This is a genomic window from Methylobacterium sp. A52T (genome assembly GCF_053346095.1).
Map to the genome: position 1 here is coordinate 1 of NZ_JBKFBI010000102.1, position 21,552 is coordinate 21,552.

Genomic DNA, 21,552 nt, shown 5'->3' on the forward strand with positions numbered 1-21,552 from the left:
CTCCCCCCCGGCGCCCCCGGGGCCCCCCCCCCCGCGGCCGACCTGGAACGGCTCGCCGCCGAGGAGGCGGAGGCCGCGCGGGCCGAGGACGTCCTCGCCGGTCTCGCCGCGGAGATCGCGGCGGGCGAGGCGGCGTGGCGCGAGGCGTGGCGGCCCGCCGGGCTCGTGCCCGGTCCCCCGGCCGAGATGGCGGCCTGGCTCGCCGAGGTGGAGAGCCTGATCGAGGCCGAGCAGCGCCTCGCCGCGCAGCGGATCGAGGCCGACCGGCTCCTGGCGCGGATCGAGGCCGCGCGGGCGCCCCTGACCGACCTGCGCAGCCGCGCTGGCCTCGACGCCGCGCCGGACCTCGAGATCGCCGCCGCGCTGGACGGTCTCGAAGCACGGATCGCCGCGCTGGCGAGCCGCTGGGAGGCCAACCTGCAGACCGCCGGCCTGCTGCGCGCGGCCGGACTGTCCGTCGACCGGCTGGAAGCGAGCCTCGCCGAGACCGCCGCCCGCCGCGCCGCGTGGCGGGCCGACTGGGAGGCGGCGCTGCTGCCCCTCGGCCTCGACGGTTCGGCCGGTCCGGAGGAGGCGGAGGGCGCTCTGGAGGCGTGGCGCAGCGTGCCGGACCGGCTGGCGGAGCGGGCCGCCCTGCAGCGCCGCTCGGCGGGGATCCGCCGGGACATGGAGGCGTTCCGGGCCACCGCCGCCGCCCTGGTCGAGGCCCTGGCGCCCGACCTCGCGGAGGTCTCGCCCGCCGGCGCGGTCCGATCGCTCCACGGCCGCCTCGTGGCCGCGCAGGCCCGCGAGGCGCGGCGCGCCGAGCTCGACCGCCGCCGCGACGAGGCCGAGGCCGCCCATCGCGGCGCCTGCGAATCGCGCGACGCGGCGCGGGCGACGCTCGCCCGGCAGGTGGCCGAGGTGATGCCGGATCTCGCCGCTGCACCGACGCCGAAGATCGACCGGCTGTTCGGCCGCCTCAGCGCGCGGGAGGCGCTGCGCGCCGAGCGCCTGCGGCTCCGCGGCACGCTCGCGGGCGCGGCCGACGGGCTTCCCGAGGCCGAGCTGCGCGCCGGCCTGGAGACCGTGTCGCCGGAGGCGATCGAGGCGGAGCTGGCGCGGCTCTCCCTCGAGGCCGAGGAGCAGGCCGAGCGCGGGCAGGTCATCTTCGCGGACCGCGACCGGGCGGAGCGGCGGCGGGCGGAGCTGGAAGGCGGCACCGGCGCCGAGCTGGCCCTCGCGGAGCGCAAAGCCGCGGAGGCGGATCTCCAGGCGGCTTCCCGGTCCTGGGCCGTGCTGCGGCTCGCCGGGCTGATGCTCGGGCAGGCGGTCGCCCGCCACCGCGCGGGGCAGCAGGACCCGCTCGTCACCCGGGCGGGCGCGCTGTTCCAGGCGCTGACCGGCGGCGCGTTCTCCGGCCTGGCGCAGATCTACGACGAGGCCGACACGCCGAAGCTCGCCGGGCAGCGCGCCGGCGGCGGCACGGTCGCGATCGAGGGCATGAGCGAGGGCACCCGCGACCAGCTCTATCTCGCCCTGCGGCTGGCCTATCTGGAGGATTACGCCGGTCGCGCCGAGCCGGCCCCGTTCATCGGCGACGACCTGTTCTCGACCTTCGACGAGACCCGGACCGGGTACGGTCTGGACGCGCTGGCCGCGATCGGCACCCGCGTCCAGCCGATCCTGTTCACGCACCACCGCCACGTCGCGGACATCGCCCGCGACCGGCTCGGCGACTCCGTCGACGTGGTGACGCTCTAGGGGGGCTGGCGGAGGGGGCCGATCCGCCCCCTCCCCGTCCGCAGCCGCTCAGGCGCCCGCGCCCCCGAGATAGCGCGCCTCCAGGTGGGCCCGGAACGCCGCCGTGCCGAGCTTCGTCCCGGTGGCGCGGGTGAGCAGGTCGTCGGTGTCGAGCAGGCTCCCCATCGCGTGCACGTGCGCGCGGAGCCAGTCCCGCAAGGGTCCGAAGTCGCCCTGCGCGAGGCAGCCCGGCAGCGCGGGCTCGGCCGTGCGGGCCGCCCGGAACAGCTGCGCGGCCGCCAGGGCGCCGAGCGTGTAGGTCGGGAAATAGCCGAACGCGCCGCTCGGCCAGTGGATGTCCTGGAGGCAGCCGACCCGGTCGTCCGGCACGGTAAGCCCGAGCAGATCGCGCAGCCCGTCGTTGAACGCCCCCGGCAAGTCGCGCACCGCGAGGTCGCCCGCGATCATCGCGGTCTCCAGCCGGTAGCGCAGGAGGATGTGGGCCGGGTAGGTCGCCTCGTCGGCATCCACCCGGATGAAGCCCGGCGCGACCCGGGTGTTGAGCGCGTGAAGGTTCTCCGGCGACCATTCGGGCCCGGATCGCCCGAACGCCGCCTGCAGGAGCGGCGCCAGGAAGGTGAAGAACTCCCGGCTCCGGCAGGCCTGCATCTCGACGATGAGCGACTGGCTCTCGTGCAGGCTCATGCCGCGCGCCGCGCCGACCGGCTGGTTCCGCCACGCCGCCGGCCGGCCCTGCTCGTAGAGGGCGTGCCCGGTCTCGTGGAGAACGCCCATCAGCGCCCGGCCGAAATCGGCCGCGTCGTAGCGGGTCGTGATCCGCACGTCGTCGGTGGCGCCGCCGCAGAACGGGTGCAGGCTGATGTCGAGCCGGCCGCGGGTGAAGTCGAAGCCGACCGCCTCCATCAGCTTCAGGCCGAGATCGCGCTGCACCGCCACGTCGAACGGTCCGGCGAGCGGGAGCGGTGCCGGCCGGGACGCCTGGATCTCCCGGGCGCGGGCGATCAGGGCCGGCAGCCAGTCGGTCAGGTCCGCGAAGAGCGGGTCGATCGTCGCCCGGCGCATGCCGGGATCGTAGCTGTCGAGCAGCGCGTCGTAGGGATCGAGGCCGAGGGCCGCGCCCTTCGCTTGGCCGATCTCCCGCTGGAGCCGCAGCACCTCGGCGAGGTGGGGTTCGAGGCGGGCGAAATCGGCGTCGCGCCGCGCCTCGCGCCAGACCATCTCGGAGCGGGACACGGCGCGCGAGCTGGCCTCGACGAGGTCGCGGGGGACCGCGGTGGCGTGCGCCTGGGCGCGGCGCATCTCCCGGAGGTTGGCGGCGGCCCAGGGTTCGAGTTCGCCGCCCTGCTCGGCCGCTGCCAGCTCCTCGGCGGCCTCGGGGGCGGTGAGCATCCCGTGGGCGAGCCCGCGCAGGATCGCGAGCTGGTCGCCGCGGGCCTCGGCGGCGCCGTCCGGCATCAGCGTCTGCGCGTCCCATCCGAGGATCCCGGCCGCGCCCTCCAGGGCGGCGAGCCGGGCGAAGCGCTGTTCGAGGGTCTGGTAGGCGGTCATGCGGTCTCCGGTCGGGTATGTCTCGCGGCGCGACGGTGCGGCTCTCACCCCGCCTGAAGCATCTCCAGTTCCAGCCAGCGATCCTCCGCCTGCGACAGCTCGGTCTCGGCCTGAGCCAGCATGGTCGAGGCCTTGTCGAACCGGGCCGGGTCGCGGGCGTAGAGCTCGGGGTCGGCCAGGATCGTGCGGAGCTGGGCGATCGCCGCCTCCAGCTTCTCGATGCGGGCCGGCAGGGTCTTCAACTCGTGCTGGTCCTTGAAGCCGAGCTTGGGCTTGCCCGATGGCTGGGCGGCCGGCGCGGCGGCGCGCTCGCGCGACTCCTTCGCCTTCGGCGCGACGGTCCGCGCCTCGACGCCCTGGCCGCGCTGGACCAGCATGTCGCTGTAGCCGCCGGCATACTCGACCCAGCGACCGGCGCCCTCCGAGACCAGCACGCTGCCGGCCACGCGGTCCAGGAAGTCGCGGTCATGGCTCACCAGGATCAGCGTGCCCTGGTAGTCGCCCAGCATCTCCTGGAGCAGGTCGAGGGTCTCGAGGTCGAGGTCGTTGGTGGGCTCGTCGAGGACGAGGAGGTTGGCCGGCTGGGCCAGGGCCCGGGCGATCAGCAGCCGGTTGCGCTCGCCGCCGGACAGCACCGAGACCGGCGTGCGGGCCTGCTCGGGCGTGAACAGGAAGTCCTTGAGGTAGCCGATCACGTGGCGGCTCTGTCCGTTCACCGTGACACTGTCGCCGCGACCGCCGGTCAGCACGTCGGTGACGGTCATCCCGGGCTCCAGCACGGCGCGGGCCTGATCGAGCACCACCGGCAGCAGGTTCGTACCGAGCACGACCTGCCCGGCATCCGGCGCGAGCCGGCCCATGAGCAGGTTGATCAGGGTGCTCTTGCCCGCGCCGTTCGCCCCGACGATGCCGAGCCGGTCGCCCCGCATCACCCGCAGGGACAGGCCGTCGACGATCTTGCGCTCGCCGTAGCTCTTCGCGATGTCGCGGGCCTCGACGACGAGGCTCCCGGAGGATTCGGCGTCCGAGGCCTGCATGCTGACGCTGCCCACGGGGCGGCGCACCTCGCGGCGGTTCTGCCGGAGTTCGTGCAGGTTGCCGAGGCGACGGACGTTGCGCTTGCGCCGCGCGGTGACGCCGTAGCGCAGCCAGTGCTCCTCGGCGGCGATCTTGCGGTCGAGCTTGTGCTGGTCCCGCTCCTCTTCCTCGAAGAAGGCGTCGCGCCACGCCTCGAAGCTGGAGAAGCCCTGGTCGATCCGGCGGGTCTCGCCGCGGTCGAGCCAGATCGTGGCCCGCGACAGGGCCGAGAGGAAGCGCCGGTCGTGGCTGATCAGCACGAGGGCCGCGCGGGTGCCCTTCAGCTCGGTCTCGAGCCACTCGATCGCCGGCAGGTCGAGATGGTTGGTGGGCTCGTCGAGGAGCAGCACGTCGGGCTCGGGGGCGAGCGCCTGCGCCAGCGCGGTGCGGCGCCCCTCGCCGCCGGAGAGCTTGCTCGGATCCTCCGCGCCGGTCAGGCCGAGGCTCTCCAGCAGGTAGCGCGCACGGTGGGTCGATTCGCCCGGCGGCAGGCCGGCCTCGACAAAATCCAGGGTGGTGGCGAAGCCCGTGAAATCGGGCTCCTGCGCGAGGTAGCGGATCGTCGTGCCGGGCTGGACGAAGCGCCGGCCCCGGTCGGGCTCCGTGAGGCCCGCGGCGATCTTCATGAGCGTCGACTTCCCCGACCCGTTCCGGCCGACGAGGCAGGTGCGCTCGCCCGGCGCGATGGCGAGGCTCGCGCCCGTGATCAGCGGCGTGCCGCCGAAGGTGAGCGCGACGTCCTGGAGGGTGAGGAGCGGGGGAGCGGCCATGGGCCGGCTTATGGCAGCGCGGGGCGGCCTGTTCAAACAGAGCCGCCCCCGTCGGTCGGCGCCCGGTCAGGCGATCGGGTTGGCCGGTCCCGTCGGCGGGCTGATCTCGGGCACGCCCGGATCGTTGACGGGGATCTCGGGCGGCTGGATGCCCGGCGCCTCCGCCGGGGTGTTCCCGGGGATCTCCGGCCCGGGCGGCTGGGTCGGCGCCTGCGGCGGATCGTAGGGGCGGTCCGGCACCGGCGTCGGCTGCGGCGGCACCTCGGGGACCTGCCCCGGGTCGGCGAGCGTGAAATCGGGCACCGTCATCCTCCGCGAGACCGGTGGTGCACAGCGGCACCGGTCTCGCGGAAACAGAGTGCGGCGGATCCGGTTCCGGAGGGCTACTTCTTCGTCAGCAGGAGGTTGCCCTCCTTGCTCGCCACCTTCTGGATCTTCTCGGCGAACAGGGCGAGGAGGAACGGCAGCTTCACCTCGAGGCGCACGCTCTCCGCGCCCACGTCGATCGTGCCGGCGATCTTCTGCGCCACCGCGGACACGCCGAAATCGAGCCGGTCGCCCGTCCAGGCGAGCTGGTCCACCGTGATTCCGCTCTTGGCCAGGAGGGCCCGCGCCTGATCCGTGCCGTGCTCCAGGCGCCGCTTGGCCTCGTCGCGGCCGAGGTCGTGCGGGATGTCGACGATGAGGGGCTTGGGCATGGGCGGGTGATCCGAGCTGAACCCGGCAGCAGATGGTGCGTCCGGGTCCGGCAGACAACGCCCCGGAGGCCGCCCCGCCCGCGCGGGCGGAGGCGCGCCGGGGCGCTCGATGCCCGTGAACGGTCAGTGCACGACGTGCAGCGACACGTAGCTGACCCCGCCCATGCCGAGGGCGCGGGCGGAGCCGCGCGACAGGTCGATGATGCGGCCGCGCACGAACGGACCGCGGTCGTTGATGCGCACGACGATCGAGCGTCCGGTCCGCTTGTTCTCGACGCGGACCCGGGTGCCGAACGGCAGGCTGCGATGGGCGGCGGTCAGTCCGTTGGGGTTGAAACGCTCGCCGTTGGCGGTGCGATGGCCGCTCCCGTACCAAGAGGCCGCTCCGCTCTGGGCGGCGGCCGGGAGGCTTGTTCCGACGACGGTGGACAGCATTCCAAGCGAGACAACGAGCTTACCGAAACCGAACGACATTCTCGACGCATTCCCATTGTTTTTGTCGGGGCGGCGCCAGTCGTGCCCGAAACGGGCCGGAATATGGCAGGCTTTTTCGGGCTGTCGGGGTCACATTTTGGCCGATTTCGCGCTGGTCATCCCCATTACATGGCGGCTTATTTCAGTTTATTTCCGCTCTTGTTGCGGGTGATGCATTGGCGTGTGGTTCTTCGTATTCAGCAAGAACTGCTCGCCTCCGTCGGGGAGGATGCAAAATAGGACGTTATTCTTAAGCCTTGCGCGGAGCGTGACCCTGCGTCCCGCTGAGGTGGAAGCGCGACCCGTCCGGCGCCCCTGGCACGACGATGATTGTCGTGCGCGGCTGTTTCCCAAGCACAGTCCGCCGCGGCCGCGCGTGACCCGCAGGGATAGAGTGTTGTCGCCCGATCCCGGCGGCGCGGCGCGGCGCGGCCGGGTAACGGTTGCTTAATCTGTCGCAGGATTGTCCGGGCGCCCGGTCGGCAAAATCTGCAGCCCCAGAACGGGACGCGCCGGACGCGAAATCGACAACGTGACCTTTACCGTACCCGGCGCATGGTCTGCCGGTCAGTCGCGTAACCGGTGTTTGCCATGGCTTCCCCGCGTACCGTGGCTGCCGACGCCGTCGCCCGGAAACAGGTCTCGCGTGCCGGGCGGCCCGCGTCGGCGCCACGGATGGGTCTCGTACCCGCCCAGCGTTCTCTGCCCCTCGACCAGGTACTCGTCGGGGACTGCATCGCGGCCATGAACGCCTTGCCGGCGTCGAGCGTCGACTGCGTGTTCGCCGACCCGCCCTACAACCTTCAGCTCGGCGACGCCGGCCTCCTGCGCCCGGACCAGAGCCGCGTCGACGCGGTCGACGACGACTGGGACAAGTTCGCGACCTTCGAGGCCTACGACACCTTCACCCGGGACTGGCTCGCCGCCTGCCGCCGCGTGATGAAGCCGAATGCGACCCTCTGGGTGATCGGGTCGTACCACAACATCTTCCGGGTCGGGAGCGCGTTGCAGGATCTCGGTTACTGGATCCTCAACGACATCGTCTGGCGCAAGGCCAACCCGATGCCGAACTTCCGCGGCAAGCGCTTCACCAACGCCCACGAGACCCTGATCTGGGCCTCGCGCTCGGCCGAATCGAAGGGCTACACCTTCCATTACGAGGCGCTGAAAGGGGGCAACGAGGACCTTCAGATGCGCTCGGACTGGTTCATCCCCCTCTGCACCGGCGAGGAGCGGCTGAAGGATGCGGAGGGCCGGAAGGTCCACCCGACCCAGAAGCCCGAGGCCCTGCTCGCCCGGACGCTGCTCGCGGCGACCAATCCCGGCGACGTGGTGCTCGATCCGTTCTTCGGCACCGGCACGACCGGCGCCGTCGCCAAGCGCCTCGGCCGCCGCTTCATCGGCATCGAGCGCGAGGCGACCTACGCCGAGGCGGCCCGGGACCGGATCGCCGCCGTGGAGACCCTGTCGAAGGCCGCCCTCATGGTGGCGCCGACCAAGCGCGCCGAGCCGCGGGTACCGTTCCTGTCGGTGATCGAGGCGGGCCATATCCGGCCAGGCGAGACCGTCACCGACGAGCGCCGCCGGTTCCGCGCCACGGTGCGCCCGGACGGCCAACTCGACAACGGCCTCGTCATCGGCTCGATCCACAAGATCGGCGCGCTGGTGCAGGGCCTGCCGGCCTGCAACGGCTGGACGTTCTGGCACGTGGAGCGCGGCGGCAAGCCGGTGGCGATCGACACCTACCGGGCCGGTCTCCGGCAGGCGATGGCGAACGGCTGACACGCCGCCGTCGCTGCGCTCGCGATGAGGGTCGGCTACCGCTTCCGGGCCGGCCCCGGCCGCCGGGCCGACGATCGGGCACGCACCGAAGCCACGGGTTGCTCGACCTCGCCTTCGAACAGTTCGTCCGTCTCCTGCGGCGGCGTCGGCGCCGCCTTCGGCTGCGGCTTCGGAACGGCGCGCACGCGCGGGCGCGGGTCGGGATCCGGCATCGAGACCGGCGGCTCGATCGCCGCCAGCAGCGGCATCGGCGGCGGTTCCTTCCTCGGGCGCCCGCGCGGCTTCTTCTCGGGCTCCGGCTTCGGGTCGAAGGCGTGCGCCAGGACCTTGCGCATGAGACCGGGCAGCGGCTCGTCCGCGAGGGCGCCGCGCGGCGTGAAGCGCATGCCGGCCGGAGCCGGCGTCGCCAGCGCGACGCGGGCCACGAACACCGTCAGCTCCAGGGGAAAATGCGTGAAGCCGTGGCGGACGAGGCCCGGGAGCCGCTTCCACCGCGCGTCGAGGGGCGCGTCCAGCAGGGCGGCGGCCACGTCGTAATTCGGCTCCCAGGCGCTCCCCGGCGGCTCGGCCATGTTGCCGAGCAGCCCCTCGGGGGCGCGGGTCCGCAGCAGCACCGCCTCGTCGCCGCTGCGGATCGCCACGAAGGCGGCGCCGCGGCGGAGCGCGCCCTTGGCCACCCTGATCTTGCGCGGGAAGGTCTCCTGCGTGCCCAGCGACCGCGCCCGGCAGGGCCGCATCCACGGGCAGAGCGCGCAGGCGGGGCGCTTGGGCGTGCAGATCGTCGCGCCGAGATCCATGAGCGCCTGGGCGAAGTCGCCCGGCCTGTCCTGCGGGACGAGCGCCTGCGTCAGGCGGCGGATCTCCGGCCGGCTGCCCGGGAGCGGGGCCTCCACCGCGTAGGCCCGGCTCAGGACCCGCTCGACATTGCCGTCGACGGCGGCCTCCGGCCGGTCGAACGCAATCGCGGCGATCGCGCCGGCCGTGTAGGCGCCGATTCCCGGGAGCTTGCGCAGGCCCTCGGCGGTGTCGGGGAAGCGCCCTCCGGCCGCCGCGACCGCCTTCGCGCAGGCGTGCAGATTGCGCGCGCGGGAGTAGTAGCCGAGGCCGGCCCAGGCCGACATCACCGCCTCCTCGGGCGCCTCGGCCAGGGCGAAGATGTCGGGGAAGCGCGTCAGGAAGCGCTCGAAATACGGCCGCACCGCCGCGATCGTGGTCTGCTGCAGCATCACCTCGGACAGCCAGACCCGGTAGGGATCGGGGACCGCGCCGGCGAGCGCCCGCCAGGGCAGCACCCGCCGATGCCGGTCGTACCAGGCGAGCAGGTCGTCGGCGCGCGGTCCGGGACCGGCTTCAGGATCCGTGTCTGTGCGATGCGGCATGGGCGGGTCGACAGGGGTCGCGCTGCATAGCCGGAGCGCCGCGGCGATCATAGGGCGGCGAAAGCGCCGGCGCGCGTTCCCTTCGTCAACCATCCTGCGCTAACCTTCGCGGATCCACGGGGCCGGAACCACCATGGCGCGCGTCAAACCGCTGGCCGAGCTGATCGAGAGTTGCATCGGGCCGGCCTTCGCGGCGCAGGGCTTCGCCTCGACCGACATCCTGGCCGCGTGGCCGGAGATCGTCGGCGAGCGGCTGGCGCGCTACTGCCGCCCGTCCAAGCTGGAATGGCCGAAGCGCCGCCGGAGCGAGTCCGCCGCGCCCGAATCCGGCACGCTGGTCGTGCGCGTCGAGGGCGTCTTCGCGCTCGAATTGCAGCATCTCGCGCCGGTGGTGATCCAGCGGATCAACGCCCATTACGGATGGGCCTGCGTCTCCCGGATCGTGCTGCAGCAGGACCGGGTCGGGCGCGCCGGCCGGGCCGCCCCCCCGGGCGGGGGCCGACCCGCCCGCCGCCGTCGAGGTCCAGCGCGCCGTGGCGGGAATCGCCGATGACGGCCTGCGCGCGGCCCTCGACCGCCTCGGCACCGCCGCCGTGGCGACGCGCCCGGAGCGGTGAACGGTCGATTCGGTCACCTTGCCAGGACGGTCGCGCCCGAGTACCGGCATCCGGACGCCACGACTGATCAATCCGGCGGAGCCTGCCCGATGACGACGCGACGCGACGCTCTCAAGTTCTCCGGCCTCGCCCTCGGCGCCGGCCTCGCCCTGCCGTATCTCGGGCGGCCCGCCCGGGCGCAGAATTCCGAGATGGCGGCCCTGCTGCAGCCGGGACCCCTCGGCGACGTCTGGCTCGGCCCGGCGGACGCCAAGTGCACGATCATCGAGTACGCCTCGATGACCTGCTCGCACTGCGCGGCCTTCCACAGGACCACGTGGCCGACCCTGAAGGAGCGCTACATCGACACCGGCAAGGTGCGGTTCACGCTGCGCGAATTCCCCCTCGACCCGCTGGCCACCGCGGCCTTCATGCTGGCGCGCTGCCAGGGCGATGCCAAGTATTATCCGATCACCGACCTGCTGTTCGATCAGCAGGCGGCCTGGGCCTTCACGCCGAAGCCCGTGGACGCGCTGGAGCAGATGCTCCGGCAGGCGGGCTACAACAAGCAGACCTTCGAGGCCTGCCTGAAGGACCAGAAGATCTACAGCGCGGTCAACGCCGTGAAGCAGCGCGGCCTCGACGTCTTCAAGGTGGATTCGACCCCGACCTTCTTCATCAACGGCGAGCGCTACACCGGCGAGATGACCGTCGAGGGTATGGAGAAGGTGATCAAGCCGATCATCGGCGCCTGATCGACCCGCCGGGGCCTCGCGCGCAGCGCGGCTCCGGCGCATCGCACAAAGTTGGAATACCAAACTAAAATCAATTACTTACGGTGTATGGGGTTCGCCTTGACACTCAAGATAGGCGAAACTATGGTGCGCCCCGCTTGCTGGGGGTGTCCAGCCGGTTCCACAGCCTCCCGCCCGATGAGTTTTGAGCCGTGAACGGCGACGATCCGAGGGACGGGAGAGGGACCGAGCAGACGCCGACGGACAGCGAACTCTCCGCGAGGCTCAGACGTCTCGAGACGCAGATCGAACGGAAGCGGCCGCAGGCTGCTCCCGGTCATTCCACGCGCCCTCGGGACGGCGGGCCATCCTCGCTGGGCCAGGCCATGACGCTCTCCACGGAGTTCGTCGCGGGCGTGATCGCGGGGGGCATACTCGGCTGGATCGTCGATCATGTCTTCGGGACGAAGCCCTGGGGCCTGATCGTCCTCCTGATGCTGGGGTTCGTCGCGGGGGTCTACAACGTGATGCGGGCGTCGGGTTTCGCCGGCGCGCGTCCGGGACGGCGCGATCGGCAGGAGCCATAAGGCGCGCCGGTCAGTGGGGAATGTGGGGCGGCCGACACCCGTCGGCGCGCCGGACAAGAAGGGCGGAAGCGGGAATGGCGGTCACGATCGACCCGATCCATCAGTTCGAGCTGAAGCCGCTCGTGTCGCTGGGCCATATCGGCAACCAGCAGCTCGCGTTCACGCAGTCGGCCCTCTACATGTTCGCCGCCGTCGGCGTGATCGCGCTCATCACCATCGTGGCGACCGCGTCCCGCTCGGTCGTTCCGGGCCGCATGCAGTCGCTGGCCGAGATCTTCTACGAATTCATCGCCGACACCGTGCACCAGGCGACGGGCGACGGCGGCAAGCGGTTCATGCCGCTCGTGTTCTCGCTGTTCATGTTCGTGCTCGTCCTGAACCTGTTCGGGATGATCCCCTACGCCTTCGCGGTGACCAGCCACCTGATCATCACCTTCGGTCTCGCCGCGCTGGTGATCTCCACCGTGGTGATCTTCGGCGTGATGAAGCACGGCACCCACTTCTTCGGCCTGTTCGTGCCGTCGGGCGTGCCGAAGCCGCTCCTCGCCATCCTGGTCCCGATCGAGGTGATCTCGTTCATCTCGCGCCCGATCAGCCTGTCGGTCCGTCTGTTCGCCAACATGCTGGCCGGCCACATCGCGATGAAGATCTTCGCGTTCTTCGTGGTCCAGCTCCTTCTCGCGGGCGCCTGGAGCGTGCTATCGCCGCTCCCGCTGTTCCTGACGATCGCGCTGACCGCTCTCGAGTTCCTCGTTGCGGCGCTTCAGGCCTACGTCTTCGCGACGCTGACGGCGATCTACCTCAACGACGCCCTTCACCCCGGCCACTGATCGGCCGGCTCCACCCGCCGCAAACGTCACCGCACGTTTCGATCTGAAGAGACCTCAGGAGTTACCATGGATCCCGTCGCTGCGAAGTACATCGGCGCCGGCCTCGCCTGCCTCGGCATGGCGGGTGCGGGCATCGGCCTCGGCAACCTGTTCGGTCAGTTCCTCGCCGGCGCCCTTCGCAACCCGTCCGCGGCCGACGGCCAGCGCGCCACCCTGCTCCTGGGCTTCGCCCTCACCGAGGCGCTCGGCATCTTCTCGCTGCTGATCGCGCTGCTGCTGCTCTTCGCCGTCTGATCGGCGCCGGAGGCCGCGGTCCCCGCGGTCTCCTCCCGGGCCCCGGCCCGATGAACGGGTGGACGCTCCCGCGACGGGGCGTCCGCCTTCGTCCGTCACCGCGCCGGCGGTGGCCTCAGCGAACGGTGTCAGTGTAGCGGTCTCATGGCGCAGCCCAATCCCCTCACCACGCCGCCCCCGGGCGCCGACACGCAGGTCGTGCCGGGCCATGTCGAGCATACGGAAGCGCATTCCGGCGCCTTCCCGCCCTTCGAGACCTCGGGCTTCCTGGCGCAGCTGATCTGGCTCGCCCTGGCCTTCGGCCTCCTCTACTACCTGATGGACAAGATCGCGCTGCCGCGGATCCAGTCGATCCTGCACGCCCGCGCCGAGCGCCTGCGCGCCGACCTGGACCAGGCGCAGGCGATGAAGGCCGAGGCGGATGCCGCCGGCGTGGCCTTCGAGACCGCCCTCCGGGACGCCCAGGGCAAGGCGCGCGACATCGCGCAGACCACCCGGAACGAACTGGCCGCCGAGGCCGACACCAAGCGCAAGGCGCTGGAGGACGAGCTGAACGCCAAGCTCTCTGCCTCCGAGGCGACGATCCGCACGCGGACCGAGGCCGCCATGGGCAACGTCCGCTCGATCGCGGGTGAGGCCGCGTCGGCCATCGTCGAGCGTCTGACCGGGCAGGCCCCGGACCGGACGAGCCTCGACCGCGCCCTCGACGCCACCGCACACTGACGGGATCCCACGATGCTGCTCGAAGCCGAATTCTGGGTCGCCGTCGCGTTCGTCATCTTCATGGGCATCGCCTGGAAGGCCGGCGCCTTCTCGACGATGCTCAAGGGCCTGGACGGGCGCGCCAACCGCGTCCGCCACGAGCTCGACGAGGCCAAGCGCCTGCGCGAGGAGGCCGCCGCCGTGCTGGCCGACTACAAGCGCCGCCGCGCCGAGGCCGAGAAGGAGGCCGAGTCGATCGTCGCCGGGGCCCGCGAGGAGGCGCAGCGCGCCGCCGAGGAGGGCCACCGCAAGCTGGACGACTTCCTGGCCCGCCGCACCAAGGCCGCCGAGACCAAGATCGCCCAGGCGGAAGCCCAGGCCGAGGCCCAGGTCCGCGCCGCCGCCGCGGAGGCCGCCGTGAAGGTCTCGGAGACGATCCTCCGGGAGCGGATGCAGGGCGACGCCGCCCAGAACCTGATCCGTGCGAGCCTCGGCGAGGTGCGGACCCGCATGCGCTCCTGACCCGGACGCAGCACCGCGACGCTCACGAAAGCCGCCTCCGGGCGGCTTTTTTCATGCTCGACGGCTCCTCTCGACCGGCGCGCAGCGACGCGATCCCGCCCGCCGCGGGATCGGGGGACGGGCCGCGCACGAAATGCGTCCGACGCCGGGCGGAATCGGCGCGCGCCGCGGCGAACATCGAGGCCGTGACCGGCGTTCCCGACCCGTGAGGATGCGGAGACGTCATGGCGGAGAGACCACGGATCGTGATCGTCGGCGGCGGCGTCGCCGGGATCGAGGTGGCGACCAGCCTCGGACGCGGCGGCCGGGCCGACGTCACCCTCGCCGATCGCAGCCTCTCGCACGTCTGGAAGCCGATGCTGCACACCTTCGCGGCGGGTACGGCCCGGGCCGACCGGCAGAAGGTGGATCTCTTCGCCCAGGCGCGCCGCAACGGCTTCCGGTTCCAGCCCGGCGCCCTCGTGGGCATCGACCGCGCGGCCAGGCGCGTCCGGCTCGCGGTCGAGGCCGCGGAGGGGGTTCCGGAGGTGGAGCGCGCCTACGATCTGCTGGTCCTCGCCATCGGCAGTCGCGCCAACGATTTCGGCACGTCCGGCGTGGCCGAGCATTGCCTGACCATCGATGACCTGACCGAGGCCGAGCACTTCCACGAACAGATGCGGTGCCATCTCCTGGCCCGGCTCGACGGCGGCGGCCTGCTGGAGATCGCCATCGTGGGCGGCGGTGCGACCGGCGTCGAGCTCGCCGCCGAGCTCAAGCACGCCATCAACCTCTTCGCGGCCTACGGCTCGCCCGACCTGCCGGGGCGCCTGCGCCTGACGCTCATCGAGAGCGGGCCGCGCCTGTTGCCGGCCTTCCCCGAGAAGGTGTCGCGCGCCGCCGCCCGCACCCTGTCGGATCTCGACGTGGAGGTCCGGACCGGCGCGATGGTGACGGCCGCGGACGCGGACGGGTTCATCCTGAAGGACGGCCGCCGCATCCCGGCCGGGCTGAAGGTCTGGGCCGCCGGCGTCAAGGCGCCGGACGTGCTCGCCGGCCTCGACGGCCTGGAGCGCTCGCGGGCCGGGCAGCTCGTCGTGCGCCCCGACCTGCGCACGACCCGGGATCCGGCCATCGTCGCCCTCGGCGACTGCGCCAGCCTCACCGACTCCCGGACCGGCCACCCCGTTCCGGCGACCGCGCAGGCCGCCCGCCAGCAGGCGCAGCATCTCGCGCGCCATCTCGGCCGCGCGCTGGCCCGCGGGGACGCGCCCGAGGCGGACCTGCCTCCGTTCCACTATGCCGAGAAGGGCGCGATCGTCTCACTCGCGGATTTCAACGGCTGGGGCACCCTCGGCCGCTACACGTTCGGCGGCGGGCGCCTGAACGGGCTCTCGGCGCGGCTGACGCACGACCTCCTCTACCGGCAGCACCAGATCGGGCTCTACGGGCCGCTCCGCGGGACGATGACGTGGGTCCTCGACGATCTCGACCACCTGATCAGCCCGCCGGTGCGGCTCGACTGAGGCGGCCGGCGCGGATCCGGCGTCGCGGGCGACGCGCGGTGCCGCCGGCGGCCCGAGTCCTCGGTCCAAATCCTCGAGCCAAATCCTCGGTCTCAGTCCGGACGTTCGCCCTCGACGGCCTTGGTCTCCTCGACCTCGGGGGCGACCTGCCCGTAGTTCAGCACCGCCACCAGCGCCACGCCGCCGAACGTGTTGCCGAGCAGCGTCGGAAGGAAGAACTTCACCGCGTAATCGTGCAGCGAGGCGGCGCCCGTGACCACGAGGTAGAAGGCCTCGACGGAGCCGGCCACGATGTGGGCGAGGCTGCAGAGCGCCACCAGCCACGTCATCAGGAGGATCACGAACGGCGCCGCGCTGGCGGTGGCCGGCAGGAACCAGACCATCAGGGCGATCATCCATCCGGCGAAGACGGCCTTGATGAAGGTCGCCCAGAAACCGTGCGCGATGGCGTCGTGGCTGATCTCCGCGAAGGCGCGGAGGACCGGAGGCTCGAAGGCGCCCGAATAGGCCAGCAGCGTCGCGATCGCGAGCGTTCCCAGGATGTTGCCGGACAGCACGATCATCCAGAGCCTGACGACGCGGAGCGCCGTCTTCACGGAGCGGTCGTGCAGGAGCGGCAGGATCGGCGTGATGGTGTTCTCGGTGAAGAGCTGCTGGCGCCCGAGGACGACGACCAGGAACCCGACCGCGTAGCCCATTGAGCTGACGATCTTGGCCCAGTCCGTCTCCGGGAGATGGCTTCGCAGCACGCCCGGCACGATCAGCGACAGGGCGATGCTGAGCCCGGCCGCGAAGGCCGAGAGGAACAGCGCGAGGCCGTGGCGGCGCAGCTCCTCGTCGCCCTCGAGCCGGATGACCTCGTGCAGGACGTAGGCGTCGGGCCGACCGATCTCGGAGACTTCCTTCAGCAGTTCGTCCCGGCGCGTCTCGGGGTCGGCCCGCTTGTCCTTGTCCCGCACCATCCGACAGCTCCGCTACGCAACACGATCGATCGGACGGGACGGGTCAGGCCGAGAGCCGCGCCAGCAGGGCCTCGACGGCGCCGCGCGCCTCGGCGAGGGCCTCCGGGTCCCGGCTGCGCACGACGATCCGGTTCCGGAAGCCCTCCGGCGTGATCGCCGGGTACGAGCCGATGGAGACGGCTTGCCGCGCCCTCGCGATCTCGCCGAGGCCGCCCGCGTAGCTGCCCTCCGGGAGACCGGCCGCCTCGATCGTCTCGGACAGCATCGCGGCGCCGCCCGTCAGCGTCGGGGCGATCGAGTCCAGCATGGCCTGCATGATGCTGGGCACGCCGGCCATCACGTGGACGTTGCCGATGCGGAAGCCCGGCGCCTTCGAGACGGGATTGGCGATCAGGTCGGCCCCGAACGGGATCCGCGCCATGCGCAGGCGGGCCTCGTTGAGATCTTCGGGCTTGTGCCGCTCCAGCAGCATCGCCCGGGCGCGCTCGTCGACGTCGATGCCGACCCCGAAGGCCTCGGCCACGCAATCGGCGGTGATGTCGTCGTGGGTCGGGCCGATTCCGCCGGTGGTGAACAGGTAGGTGTAGCGGGCGCGCAGGGCGTTGACCGCCTCGACGATCATGGCCGCCTCGTCGGGCACGATCCGCACCTCGCGCAGGTCGATCCCGGCGGCGGTGAGGAAGTCGGCGATGGTGCCGATGTTCTTGTCCTTGGTGCGACCCGAGAGGATCTCGTCGCCGATGACGAGGATCGCGGCGGTGACGGATTCGGAAGGCTGGCTCATGGAACTCTGGCGTCGGGCGGGTCCTGCAGGCAGATAGCGCGACCGCGGCCCGCGACTACGTGAACCCCGAGGACCCCATGCAGTTCGCCGCGCCGCTGGTGCCGGGACGGCTCGTGCAGCGCTACAAGCGCTTCCTCGCCGACATCGACACCGATGACGGCCGCGTCACCGTCCACTGCCCCAATCCCGGAGCCATGCTCGGGCTCAACACGCCGGGTGCGCGCGTGCTGCTGTCGCGCTCGAGCAACCCCGCGCGCAAGCTGCCGCTCACCTGGGAGCTGGTGGAGGCCGACCTCCCCGGCGGGGCGCAGTGGGTCGGCATCAACACGATGCGGCCGAACGCGCTCGTGGCCGAGGCCTTCCGGGCCGGCGCGATCGCGGCGCTCGACGGCCACGACGCGCTGAGGCCCGAGGTGCGCTACGCCGCGGCCAGCCGGGTCGACTTCCTCGCGAGCGGCGCGGCTACAGGGCCATGCCACGTCGAGGTCAAGAACTGCCACCTGATGCGGCGGCCGGGCCTGGCCGAGTTCCCGGACTGCAAGGCGGCCCGCAGCGCCCGGCACATGCGCGACCTGGCCCAGGTCGTGGCCGAGGGCGGTCGCGCGCTGGTGGTCATCGTCGTGCAGATGCGGGCCGAGGCCTTCGACGTCGCCCGGGACATCGATCCCGCCTTCGACCGGGCGTTCCGCGAGGCGCGCGCGGCGGGCGTGGCGGTCCGCGCCTATCGCTGCGCCGTGGCGCCGGAGGGCGTCGCCATCGCCGAGGAGATCCCGGTGATCACGCCGGCCTGACGGCGCCGCGCTCGAACATCAGGTTGAGACGCGAGCGCGCGATCTCGCTGTAGCCGTAGCGCCCCAGATGCCGCAGCAGGTCGAGCTGCCACTGGCCGGTGCCGTTCTCGACCAGTAAGATCCGCGGCAGGAGCGCGTCCGGCGCCTCGCGGAGGAACGGCTCGAGGATCAGGTCCTCGGCGCCCTCGACGTCGAGCTTGATGGCGTCGACACGGTCGAGGCCCTCGCTGCGCAGCAGGTCGAGGAGCGTCACCGCCGGCACGGTGATCCGCGCGCCCTCGTTGGTGCCGACGATGCGCAGGCTCGACTCGCCGCGGTTTCGCGGATCGATGAACAGGGTCAGCTCACCCGCCTTGTCGGCCACCGCGCAGGCGACCGCCTTGACGGTGTGGAACGGGTTCTGGGCGATGTTGTAGGTCAGGCGGTCGAACACGTCCGGCTGCGGCTCGACCGCGACGATCCGCGCCCCCGGCCCCGAGAAGGCGGCCACGCAGAGGGCGTAGGCGCCGACATTGGCGCCGATGTCGAGGAACACGCAGTCCCGCGGCAGGCGCTCCTGCAGCAGCGCCCGCTCCTCCGGGTCGAAGAACTGCGGGGTGAAGAGCACCTTCTTCTCGCAGTTGTTGTTGTACGGGTGCAGCCGCATCCGCGCGCCGTAGCGGGTCACGTCGAGGGGCTTGCCCCCGAGGCGCGCGATCGCGATCCGGCGCAGGAACAGCGCGAGGCGCCGCCCGTACCAGGACTCGGCCGGGATCCGGTTCGTGCGGCGCGTGATCGCCGCCACGAGGCCGGACGGTTCGTAGGTGCCGTAGGGCTGCGTGTCCGTCATGACCGGGGCGGTTTGCCAGCCGGCGCTCCGACCCGCAAGCGGATCGATCCGCGTTGCTCCCGCGCGCCCGGGTGGTCTAAGCCGTGGCCGAGCTTGATGAACACAGGTTGCGTGGCATGGAGACCTTCAATTCCGACGGCGTGCGGATCGCCTATATCGACGTCCCGCCGGCGGACGGTCCGGGCAAGCCGATCCTGCTGATCCACGGATTCGCGTCGAACCACGCGGTCAATTGGGTCAACACCCAGTGGGTGAAGGCCCTGACGCAGGCCGGCTACCGCGCGATCGCGCTGGACAACCGCGGCCACGGCGAGAGCGAGAAGCTCTACGATCCGGCCGCCTACAGCTCCGAGGCCATGGCCGGCGACGCGATCCGGCTCCTCGACCATCTCGGGATCCAGCGCGCCCACGTCATGGGCTACTCGATGGGTGGGCGGATCACCGCGCATATCGCGCTCGACCACGCGGACCGGGTGCGCTCTGCCCTGATCGGCGGCCTCGGGATGCACCTCATCGAGGGCAAGGGCCTGCCCTCCGGTATCGCCGAGGCCCTGGAGGCGCCCGCCGGGACGCCCGCGCCCAACCCGACGGCGGCGGCCTTCCGGATGTTCGCCGAGCAGACCCGGAGCGACCTGCGGGCACTCGCCGCCTGCATGCGCGGCTCGCGCCAGACGCTCAGCCGGGGGGAACTCGCGCAGATCGAGGTGCCGGTCCTGGTCTCGGTCGGGACCCTCGACACGGTCGCGGGCTCGGGGCCGGGCCTCGCCGCCCTGATCCCGGACGCCCGGGCCCTCGAGATCGAGGGCAAGGACCACTCCACGGCGGTCGGCGCCAAGCCGCACCGGGACGGGGTGCTGGCCTTCCTGGCCGCGCAGCCCTGAGGCCTCAGCTCTTCAGCCGGTAGCCCGTGCGGAAGATGTAGGTCACGAGGCCGAGGCAGATCACCAGGAACAGCGCGGTCATGCCGAGGCTGATCGCGATGTTCACGTCGGCCTTGCCGAAGAACGCCCAGCGGAACCCGCTGATCAGGTACACGACCGGGTTCAGCAGGCTCACCGCGTGCCAGAACGGCGGCAGCATGCTGATCGCGTAGAAGCTGCCGCCCAGGAAGGTGAGCGGGGTCACGACGAGGAGCGGCACCAGCTGCAGCTTCTCGAACCCGTCCGCCCACAGGCCGATAACGAAGCCGAACAGGCTGAACGTCACCGCGGTGAGCAGCAGGAAGCCGATCATCCAGAGCGGGTGGTCGATCCGCAGCGGCACGAACAGGGCCGAGGTGGCCAGGATGATCAGCCCGATCAGGATCGACTTCGAGGCCGCGGCGCCGACGAAGCCCAGCACCACCTCCAGCGGTGAGATCGGCGCCGACAGGATCTCGTAGATCGTGCCGGCGAAGCGCGGGAAGTAGATGCCGAACGAGGCGTTCGAGATGCTCTGCGTCAGCAGCGAGAGCATGATCAGGCCGGGCACGATGAACAGCCCGTAGGGCACGTCGTCGACCGCCGAGAACCGGGAGCCGATCGCCGCGCCGAAGACCACGAAATACAGGGTCGTCGAGATGACGGGGGCCAGGATGCTCTGCCCGGCGGTGCGCCAGAAGCGGCCCATCTCGAACAGGTAGATGGCCCGGACCGCCGGCCAGTTCATGCTGAACGCCGCGCTCATGGCTGTGCCCTCTCCTCGCGCACGAGGCCGACGAAGATGTCCTCCAGCGAGCTCTGCTCGGTGTGGAGGTCGTTGAAGCGGATGCCCGCCGCCGCGAGGCCGGTCAGGAGCCCCGTGATGCCGGTGCGCTCGGCGCGGGTGTCGTAGGTGTAGACCAGCTCGGTCCCCTCCCCGCCGAGCGCCAGGCCGTAATCGGCGAGTTCCGGCGGTACCGCGGCGATCGGCTGCTGGAGGTGGAGCGTCAGCTGCTTGCGTCCGAGCTTGCGCATCAGCGCGGCCTTCTCCTCCACGAGGATGATCTCGCCCCGGCGGATCACGCCGATGCGGTCGGCCATCTCCTCGGCCTCCTCGATGTAGTGGGTGGTGAGGATGACGGTGACGCCCTGCTGGCGCAGGTCGCGCACGAGGCGCCACATGTCCTGGCGCAGCTCCACGTCGACGCCCGCCGTGGGCTCGTCGAGGAACAGCACCCGGGGCTCATGCGACAGCGCCTTGGCGATGAGCACCCGCCGCTTCATGCCGCCCGACAGGGTCATCAGCCGGCTGTCGCGCTTGTCCCAGAGGGACAGCGCCCGGAGGATCCGCTCGATATGCCCGGGATCCGGCCGCAGCCCGAACAGGCCGCGGGAGAAGCTCACGGTGTTCAGCACCGTCTCGAAGGCGTCGGTGGTGAGTTCCTGCGGGACGAGCCCGATGGCCCGGCGCGCGGCGCGGTAATCCGCCGCGATGTCGTGGCCGTCGACCAGGACGGTCCCCGCACTCGCGGTGACGATCCCGCAAACGATGTTGATGAGCGTCGATTTGCCCGCCCCGTTCGGACCGAGCAGCGCGAAGATCTCGCCGCGCTCGATGGCGAGGTCGATGTCGCGCAGGGCCGTGAAGCCGGACGTGTAGGTCTTCGACAGCTTCGAGATGGAGATGATCGGCATCAGAGCCTGGTGCGAGCGGGAGCGTGCACGGGTCCGGCAGCCATGCTCAGGCACCGGACACGCGAGGGGCCGGCCGAGCGAGACGCCTCCGGCGGCGGGCGCCCCTATAGCACGCTGGATGACCGGCGCTGACCGAGCGCGTGTGCGCCACCGCACCGCGAGGGCGCCCGTCGCTCACCTGCGGCCGAGGCGCTCCGCCAGCGCGAGGCACTCCTTGCGGAGATCCGGATCCGCGATGCGCGAGAAGGCGGTCAGCAGGGCGGCGCATTCCGCGGCGCTCGGGCCGCCGGGCGCCCGGGGGGCCGCCGGGGCCGCGGGGGCGGGGGCGGCGGGCGACGGGGGGGGGGGGGG

Annotated in this window: 22 protein-coding genes and 1 pseudogene; 12 read left to right on the forward strand and 11 right to left on the reverse strand. The window is 71.9% G+C overall.

All coding sequences use genetic code 11. The annotated features are described in order from the left end of the window. A partial coding sequence (locus tag ACLBYE_RS21395) for an ATP-binding protein (protein WP_447695694.1) occupies positions 1 to 1,743 on the forward strand: 1,743 nt, incomplete at its 5' end. A 48-nt stretch (positions 1,744 to 1,791) separates the two neighbouring features. Here ACLBYE_RS21395 and ACLBYE_RS21400 read toward each other — a convergent pair. The 5 genes from ACLBYE_RS21400 to ACLBYE_RS21420 all read right to left on the reverse strand — a co-directional run bounded on the left by ACLBYE_RS21400 (position 1,792) and on the right by ACLBYE_RS21420 (position 6,310). Then, positions 1,792 to 3,291: a carboxypeptidase M32 gene (locus ACLBYE_RS21400; RefSeq protein WP_447695695.1), complete on the reverse strand. Its 1,500-nt coding sequence runs from the start codon at positions 3,289 to 3,291 to the stop codon at positions 1,792 to 1,794. 44 nt (positions 3,292 to 3,335) lie between these two features. Next, the gene (locus tag ACLBYE_RS21405; protein ID WP_447695696.1) at positions 3,336 to 5,138 is read right to left on the reverse strand and encodes an ATP-binding cassette domain-containing protein; all 1,803 of its coding nucleotides are present in this window, start codon (positions 5,136 to 5,138) and stop codon (positions 3,336 to 3,338) included. Between the two features lie 66 nt (positions 5,139 to 5,204). Next, on the reverse strand, positions 5,205 to 5,447 hold the full coding sequence (locus ACLBYE_RS21410) for a hypothetical protein (RefSeq protein ID WP_020093386.1): 243 nt from the start codon (positions 5,445 to 5,447) through the stop codon (positions 5,205 to 5,207). Positions 5,448 to 5,521: 74 nt separating this feature from the next. Beyond that, positions 5,522 to 5,836 carry a polyhydroxyalkanoic acid system family protein gene (locus ACLBYE_RS21415; protein WP_020093387.1) on the reverse strand — a complete coding sequence of 105 codons (315 nt, stop codon included), beginning with the start codon at positions 5,834 to 5,836 and terminating at the stop codon, positions 5,522 to 5,524. Positions 5,837 to 5,959: 123 nt separating this feature from the next. Continuing rightward, the gene (locus tag ACLBYE_RS21420; protein ID WP_100252147.1) at positions 5,960 to 6,310 is read right to left on the reverse strand and encodes a septal ring lytic transglycosylase RlpA family protein; all 351 of its coding nucleotides are present in this window, start codon (positions 6,308 to 6,310) and stop codon (positions 5,960 to 5,962) included. 591 nt (positions 6,311 to 6,901) lie between these two features. Between ACLBYE_RS21420 and ACLBYE_RS21425 the strand changes: the two genes are divergently transcribed. After that, positions 6,902 to 8,092 carry a DNA methyltransferase gene (locus ACLBYE_RS21425; RefSeq protein ID WP_447695697.1) on the forward strand — a complete coding sequence of 397 codons (1,191 nt, stop codon included), beginning with the start codon at positions 6,902 to 6,904 and terminating at the stop codon, positions 8,090 to 8,092. A gap of 35 nt (positions 8,093 to 8,127) precedes the next feature. On the opposite strand, the gene mutY is transcribed toward ACLBYE_RS21425, so the two are convergent. Next, positions 8,128 to 9,471, reverse strand: coding sequence for an A/G-specific adenine glycosylase (gene mutY / locus ACLBYE_RS21430; RefSeq protein WP_447695698.1), 1,344 nt, complete (start codon positions 9,469 to 9,471; stop codon positions 8,128 to 8,130). 133 nt (positions 9,472 to 9,604) lie between these two features. Between mutY and ACLBYE_RS21435 the strand changes: the two are divergent. From ACLBYE_RS21435 to ACLBYE_RS21470, 8 genes and pseudogenes are all read left to right on the forward strand, one after another. Further along, positions 9,605 to 10,088 (forward strand): annotated as a pseudogene (locus ACLBYE_RS21435) (DUF721 domain-containing protein). A gap of 89 nt (positions 10,089 to 10,177) precedes the next feature. Beyond that, the gene (locus ACLBYE_RS21440) at positions 10,178 to 10,822 is read left to right on the forward strand and encodes a DsbA family protein (RefSeq protein WP_020093392.1); all 645 of its coding nucleotides are present in this window, start codon (positions 10,178 to 10,180) and stop codon (positions 10,820 to 10,822) included. 191 nt (positions 10,823 to 11,013) lie between these two features. Further along, positions 11,014 to 11,388: an AtpZ/AtpI family protein gene (locus tag ACLBYE_RS21445; protein ID WP_056525259.1), complete on the forward strand. Its 375-nt coding sequence runs from the start codon at positions 11,014 to 11,016 to the stop codon at positions 11,386 to 11,388. A gap of 74 nt (positions 11,389 to 11,462) precedes the next feature. Continuing rightward, positions 11,463 to 12,218: a F0F1 ATP synthase subunit A gene (locus tag ACLBYE_RS21450; RefSeq protein WP_447680653.1), complete on the forward strand. Its 756-nt coding sequence runs from the start codon at positions 11,463 to 11,465 to the stop codon at positions 12,216 to 12,218. 66 nt (positions 12,219 to 12,284) lie between these two features. After that, positions 12,285 to 12,512: a F0F1 ATP synthase subunit C gene (locus ACLBYE_RS21455; protein WP_007566773.1), complete on the forward strand. Its 228-nt coding sequence runs from the start codon at positions 12,285 to 12,287 to the stop codon at positions 12,510 to 12,512. 144 nt (positions 12,513 to 12,656) lie between these two features. Next, the gene (locus tag ACLBYE_RS21460; RefSeq protein WP_447695699.1) at positions 12,657 to 13,235 is read left to right on the forward strand and encodes a F0F1 ATP synthase subunit B family protein; all 579 of its coding nucleotides are present in this window, start codon (positions 12,657 to 12,659) and stop codon (positions 13,233 to 13,235) included. 15 nt (positions 13,236 to 13,250) lie between these two features. Beyond that, the gene (locus ACLBYE_RS21465; protein ID WP_170855147.1) at positions 13,251 to 13,736 is read left to right on the forward strand and encodes a F0F1 ATP synthase subunit B family protein; all 486 of its coding nucleotides are present in this window, start codon (positions 13,251 to 13,253) and stop codon (positions 13,734 to 13,736) included. Positions 13,737 to 13,960: 224 nt separating this feature from the next. Next, positions 13,961 to 15,241, forward strand: coding sequence for an NAD(P)/FAD-dependent oxidoreductase (locus tag ACLBYE_RS21470; protein ID WP_447695700.1), 1,281 nt, complete (start codon positions 13,961 to 13,963; stop codon positions 15,239 to 15,241). Positions 15,242 to 15,333: 92 nt separating this feature from the next. Here ACLBYE_RS21470 and ACLBYE_RS21475 read toward each other — a convergent pair whose 3' ends face one another. Then, positions 15,334 to 16,203, reverse strand: a complete 870-nt coding sequence (locus ACLBYE_RS21475) for a formate/nitrite transporter family protein (protein ID WP_020093398.1) — start codon at positions 16,201 to 16,203, stop codon at positions 15,334 to 15,336. A 43-nt stretch (positions 16,204 to 16,246) separates the two neighbouring features. Then, positions 16,247 to 16,987, reverse strand: a complete 741-nt coding sequence (locus ACLBYE_RS21480) for a competence/damage-inducible protein A (RefSeq protein WP_020093399.1) — start codon at positions 16,985 to 16,987, stop codon at positions 16,247 to 16,249. A gap of 77 nt (positions 16,988 to 17,064) precedes the next feature. Between ACLBYE_RS21480 and sfsA the strand changes: the two genes are divergently transcribed. Beyond that, the gene (sfsA, locus tag ACLBYE_RS21485; protein WP_447695701.1) at positions 17,065 to 17,778 is read left to right on the forward strand and encodes a DNA/RNA nuclease SfsA; all 714 of its coding nucleotides are present in this window, start codon (positions 17,065 to 17,067) and stop codon (positions 17,776 to 17,778) included. On the opposite strand, the gene ACLBYE_RS21490 is transcribed toward sfsA, so the two are convergent. Then, a complete protein-coding gene (locus ACLBYE_RS21490) occupies positions 17,765 to 18,607 on the reverse strand; it encodes an FkbM family methyltransferase (protein WP_447695702.1) in 843 nt (280 codons plus the stop codon). The genes sfsA and ACLBYE_RS21490 overlap by 14 nt on opposite strands. Positions 18,608 to 18,723: 116 nt before the next feature. Between ACLBYE_RS21490 and ACLBYE_RS21495 the strand changes: the two genes are divergently transcribed. Next, a complete protein-coding gene (locus ACLBYE_RS21495; protein WP_447695703.1) occupies positions 18,724 to 19,488 on the forward strand; it encodes an alpha/beta fold hydrolase in 765 nt (254 codons plus the stop codon). A 4-nt stretch (positions 19,489 to 19,492) separates the two neighbouring features. Here ACLBYE_RS21495 and ACLBYE_RS21500 read toward each other — a convergent pair whose 3' ends face one another. Then, on the reverse strand, positions 19,493 to 20,254 hold the full coding sequence (locus tag ACLBYE_RS21500; RefSeq protein ID WP_447695704.1) for an ABC transporter permease: 762 nt from the start codon (positions 20,252 to 20,254) through the stop codon (positions 19,493 to 19,495). 14 nt (positions 20,255 to 20,268) lie between these two features. Further along, positions 20,269 to 21,204, reverse strand: a complete 936-nt coding sequence (locus ACLBYE_RS21505; RefSeq protein ID WP_042673784.1) for an ABC transporter ATP-binding protein — start codon at positions 21,202 to 21,204, stop codon at positions 20,269 to 20,271. Positions 21,205 to 21,552 lie beyond the last annotated feature (348 nt).

Excerpts from the sequence above, each read along its gene's own strand:
- ACLBYE_RS21400 (WP_447695695.1), bottom strand. The coding sequence starts at position 3,291 with ATGACCGCCTACCAGACCCTCGAACAGCGCTTCGCCCGGCTCGCCGCC.
- ACLBYE_RS21405 (WP_447695696.1), bottom strand. The coding sequence starts at position 5,138 with ATGGCCGCTCCCCCGCTCCTCACCCTCCAGGACGTCGCGCTCACCTTC.
- ACLBYE_RS21410 (WP_020093386.1), bottom strand. The coding sequence starts at position 5,447 with ATGACGGTGCCCGATTTCACGCTCGCCGACCCGGGGCAGGTCCCCGAG.
- ACLBYE_RS21415 (WP_020093387.1), bottom strand. The coding sequence starts at position 5,836 with ATGCCCAAGCCCCTCATCGTCGACATCCCGCACGACCTCGGCCGCGAC.
- ACLBYE_RS21420 (WP_100252147.1), bottom strand. The coding sequence starts at position 6,310 with ATGTCGTTCGGTTTCGGTAAGCTCGTTGTCTCGCTTGGAATGCTGTCC.
- ACLBYE_RS21425 (WP_447695697.1), top strand. The coding sequence starts at position 6,902 with ATGGCTTCCCCGCGTACCGTGGCTGCCGACGCCGTCGCCCGGAAACAG.
- mutY (WP_447695698.1), bottom strand. The coding sequence starts at position 9,471 with ATGCCGCATCGCACAGACACGGATCCTGAAGCCGGTCCCGGACCGCGC.
- ACLBYE_RS21440 (WP_020093392.1), top strand. The coding sequence starts at position 10,178 with ATGACGACGCGACGCGACGCTCTCAAGTTCTCCGGCCTCGCCCTCGGC.
- ACLBYE_RS21450 (WP_447680653.1), top strand. The coding sequence starts at position 11,463 with ATGGCGGTCACGATCGACCCGATCCATCAGTTCGAGCTGAAGCCGCTC.
- ACLBYE_RS21455 (WP_007566773.1), top strand. The coding sequence starts at position 12,285 with ATGGATCCCGTCGCTGCGAAGTACATCGGCGCCGGCCTCGCCTGCCTC.
- ACLBYE_RS21460 (WP_447695699.1), top strand. The coding sequence starts at position 12,657 with ATGGCGCAGCCCAATCCCCTCACCACGCCGCCCCCGGGCGCCGACACG.
- ACLBYE_RS21470 (WP_447695700.1), top strand. The coding sequence starts at position 13,961 with ATGGCGGAGAGACCACGGATCGTGATCGTCGGCGGCGGCGTCGCCGGG.
- ACLBYE_RS21475 (WP_020093398.1), bottom strand. The coding sequence starts at position 16,203 with ATGGTGCGGGACAAGGACAAGCGGGCCGACCCCGAGACGCGCCGGGAC.
- ACLBYE_RS21480 (WP_020093399.1), bottom strand. The coding sequence starts at position 16,987 with ATGAGCCAGCCTTCCGAATCCGTCACCGCCGCGATCCTCGTCATCGGC.
- sfsA (WP_447695701.1), top strand. The coding sequence starts at position 17,065 with ATGCAGTTCGCCGCGCCGCTGGTGCCGGGACGGCTCGTGCAGCGCTAC.
- ACLBYE_RS21490 (WP_447695702.1), bottom strand. The coding sequence starts at position 18,607 with ATGACGGACACGCAGCCCTACGGCACCTACGAACCGTCCGGCCTCGTG.
- ACLBYE_RS21495 (WP_447695703.1), top strand. The coding sequence starts at position 18,724 with ATGGAGACCTTCAATTCCGACGGCGTGCGGATCGCCTATATCGACGTC.
- ACLBYE_RS21500 (WP_447695704.1), bottom strand. The coding sequence starts at position 20,254 with ATGAACTGGCCGGCGGTCCGGGCCATCTACCTGTTCGAGATGGGCCGC.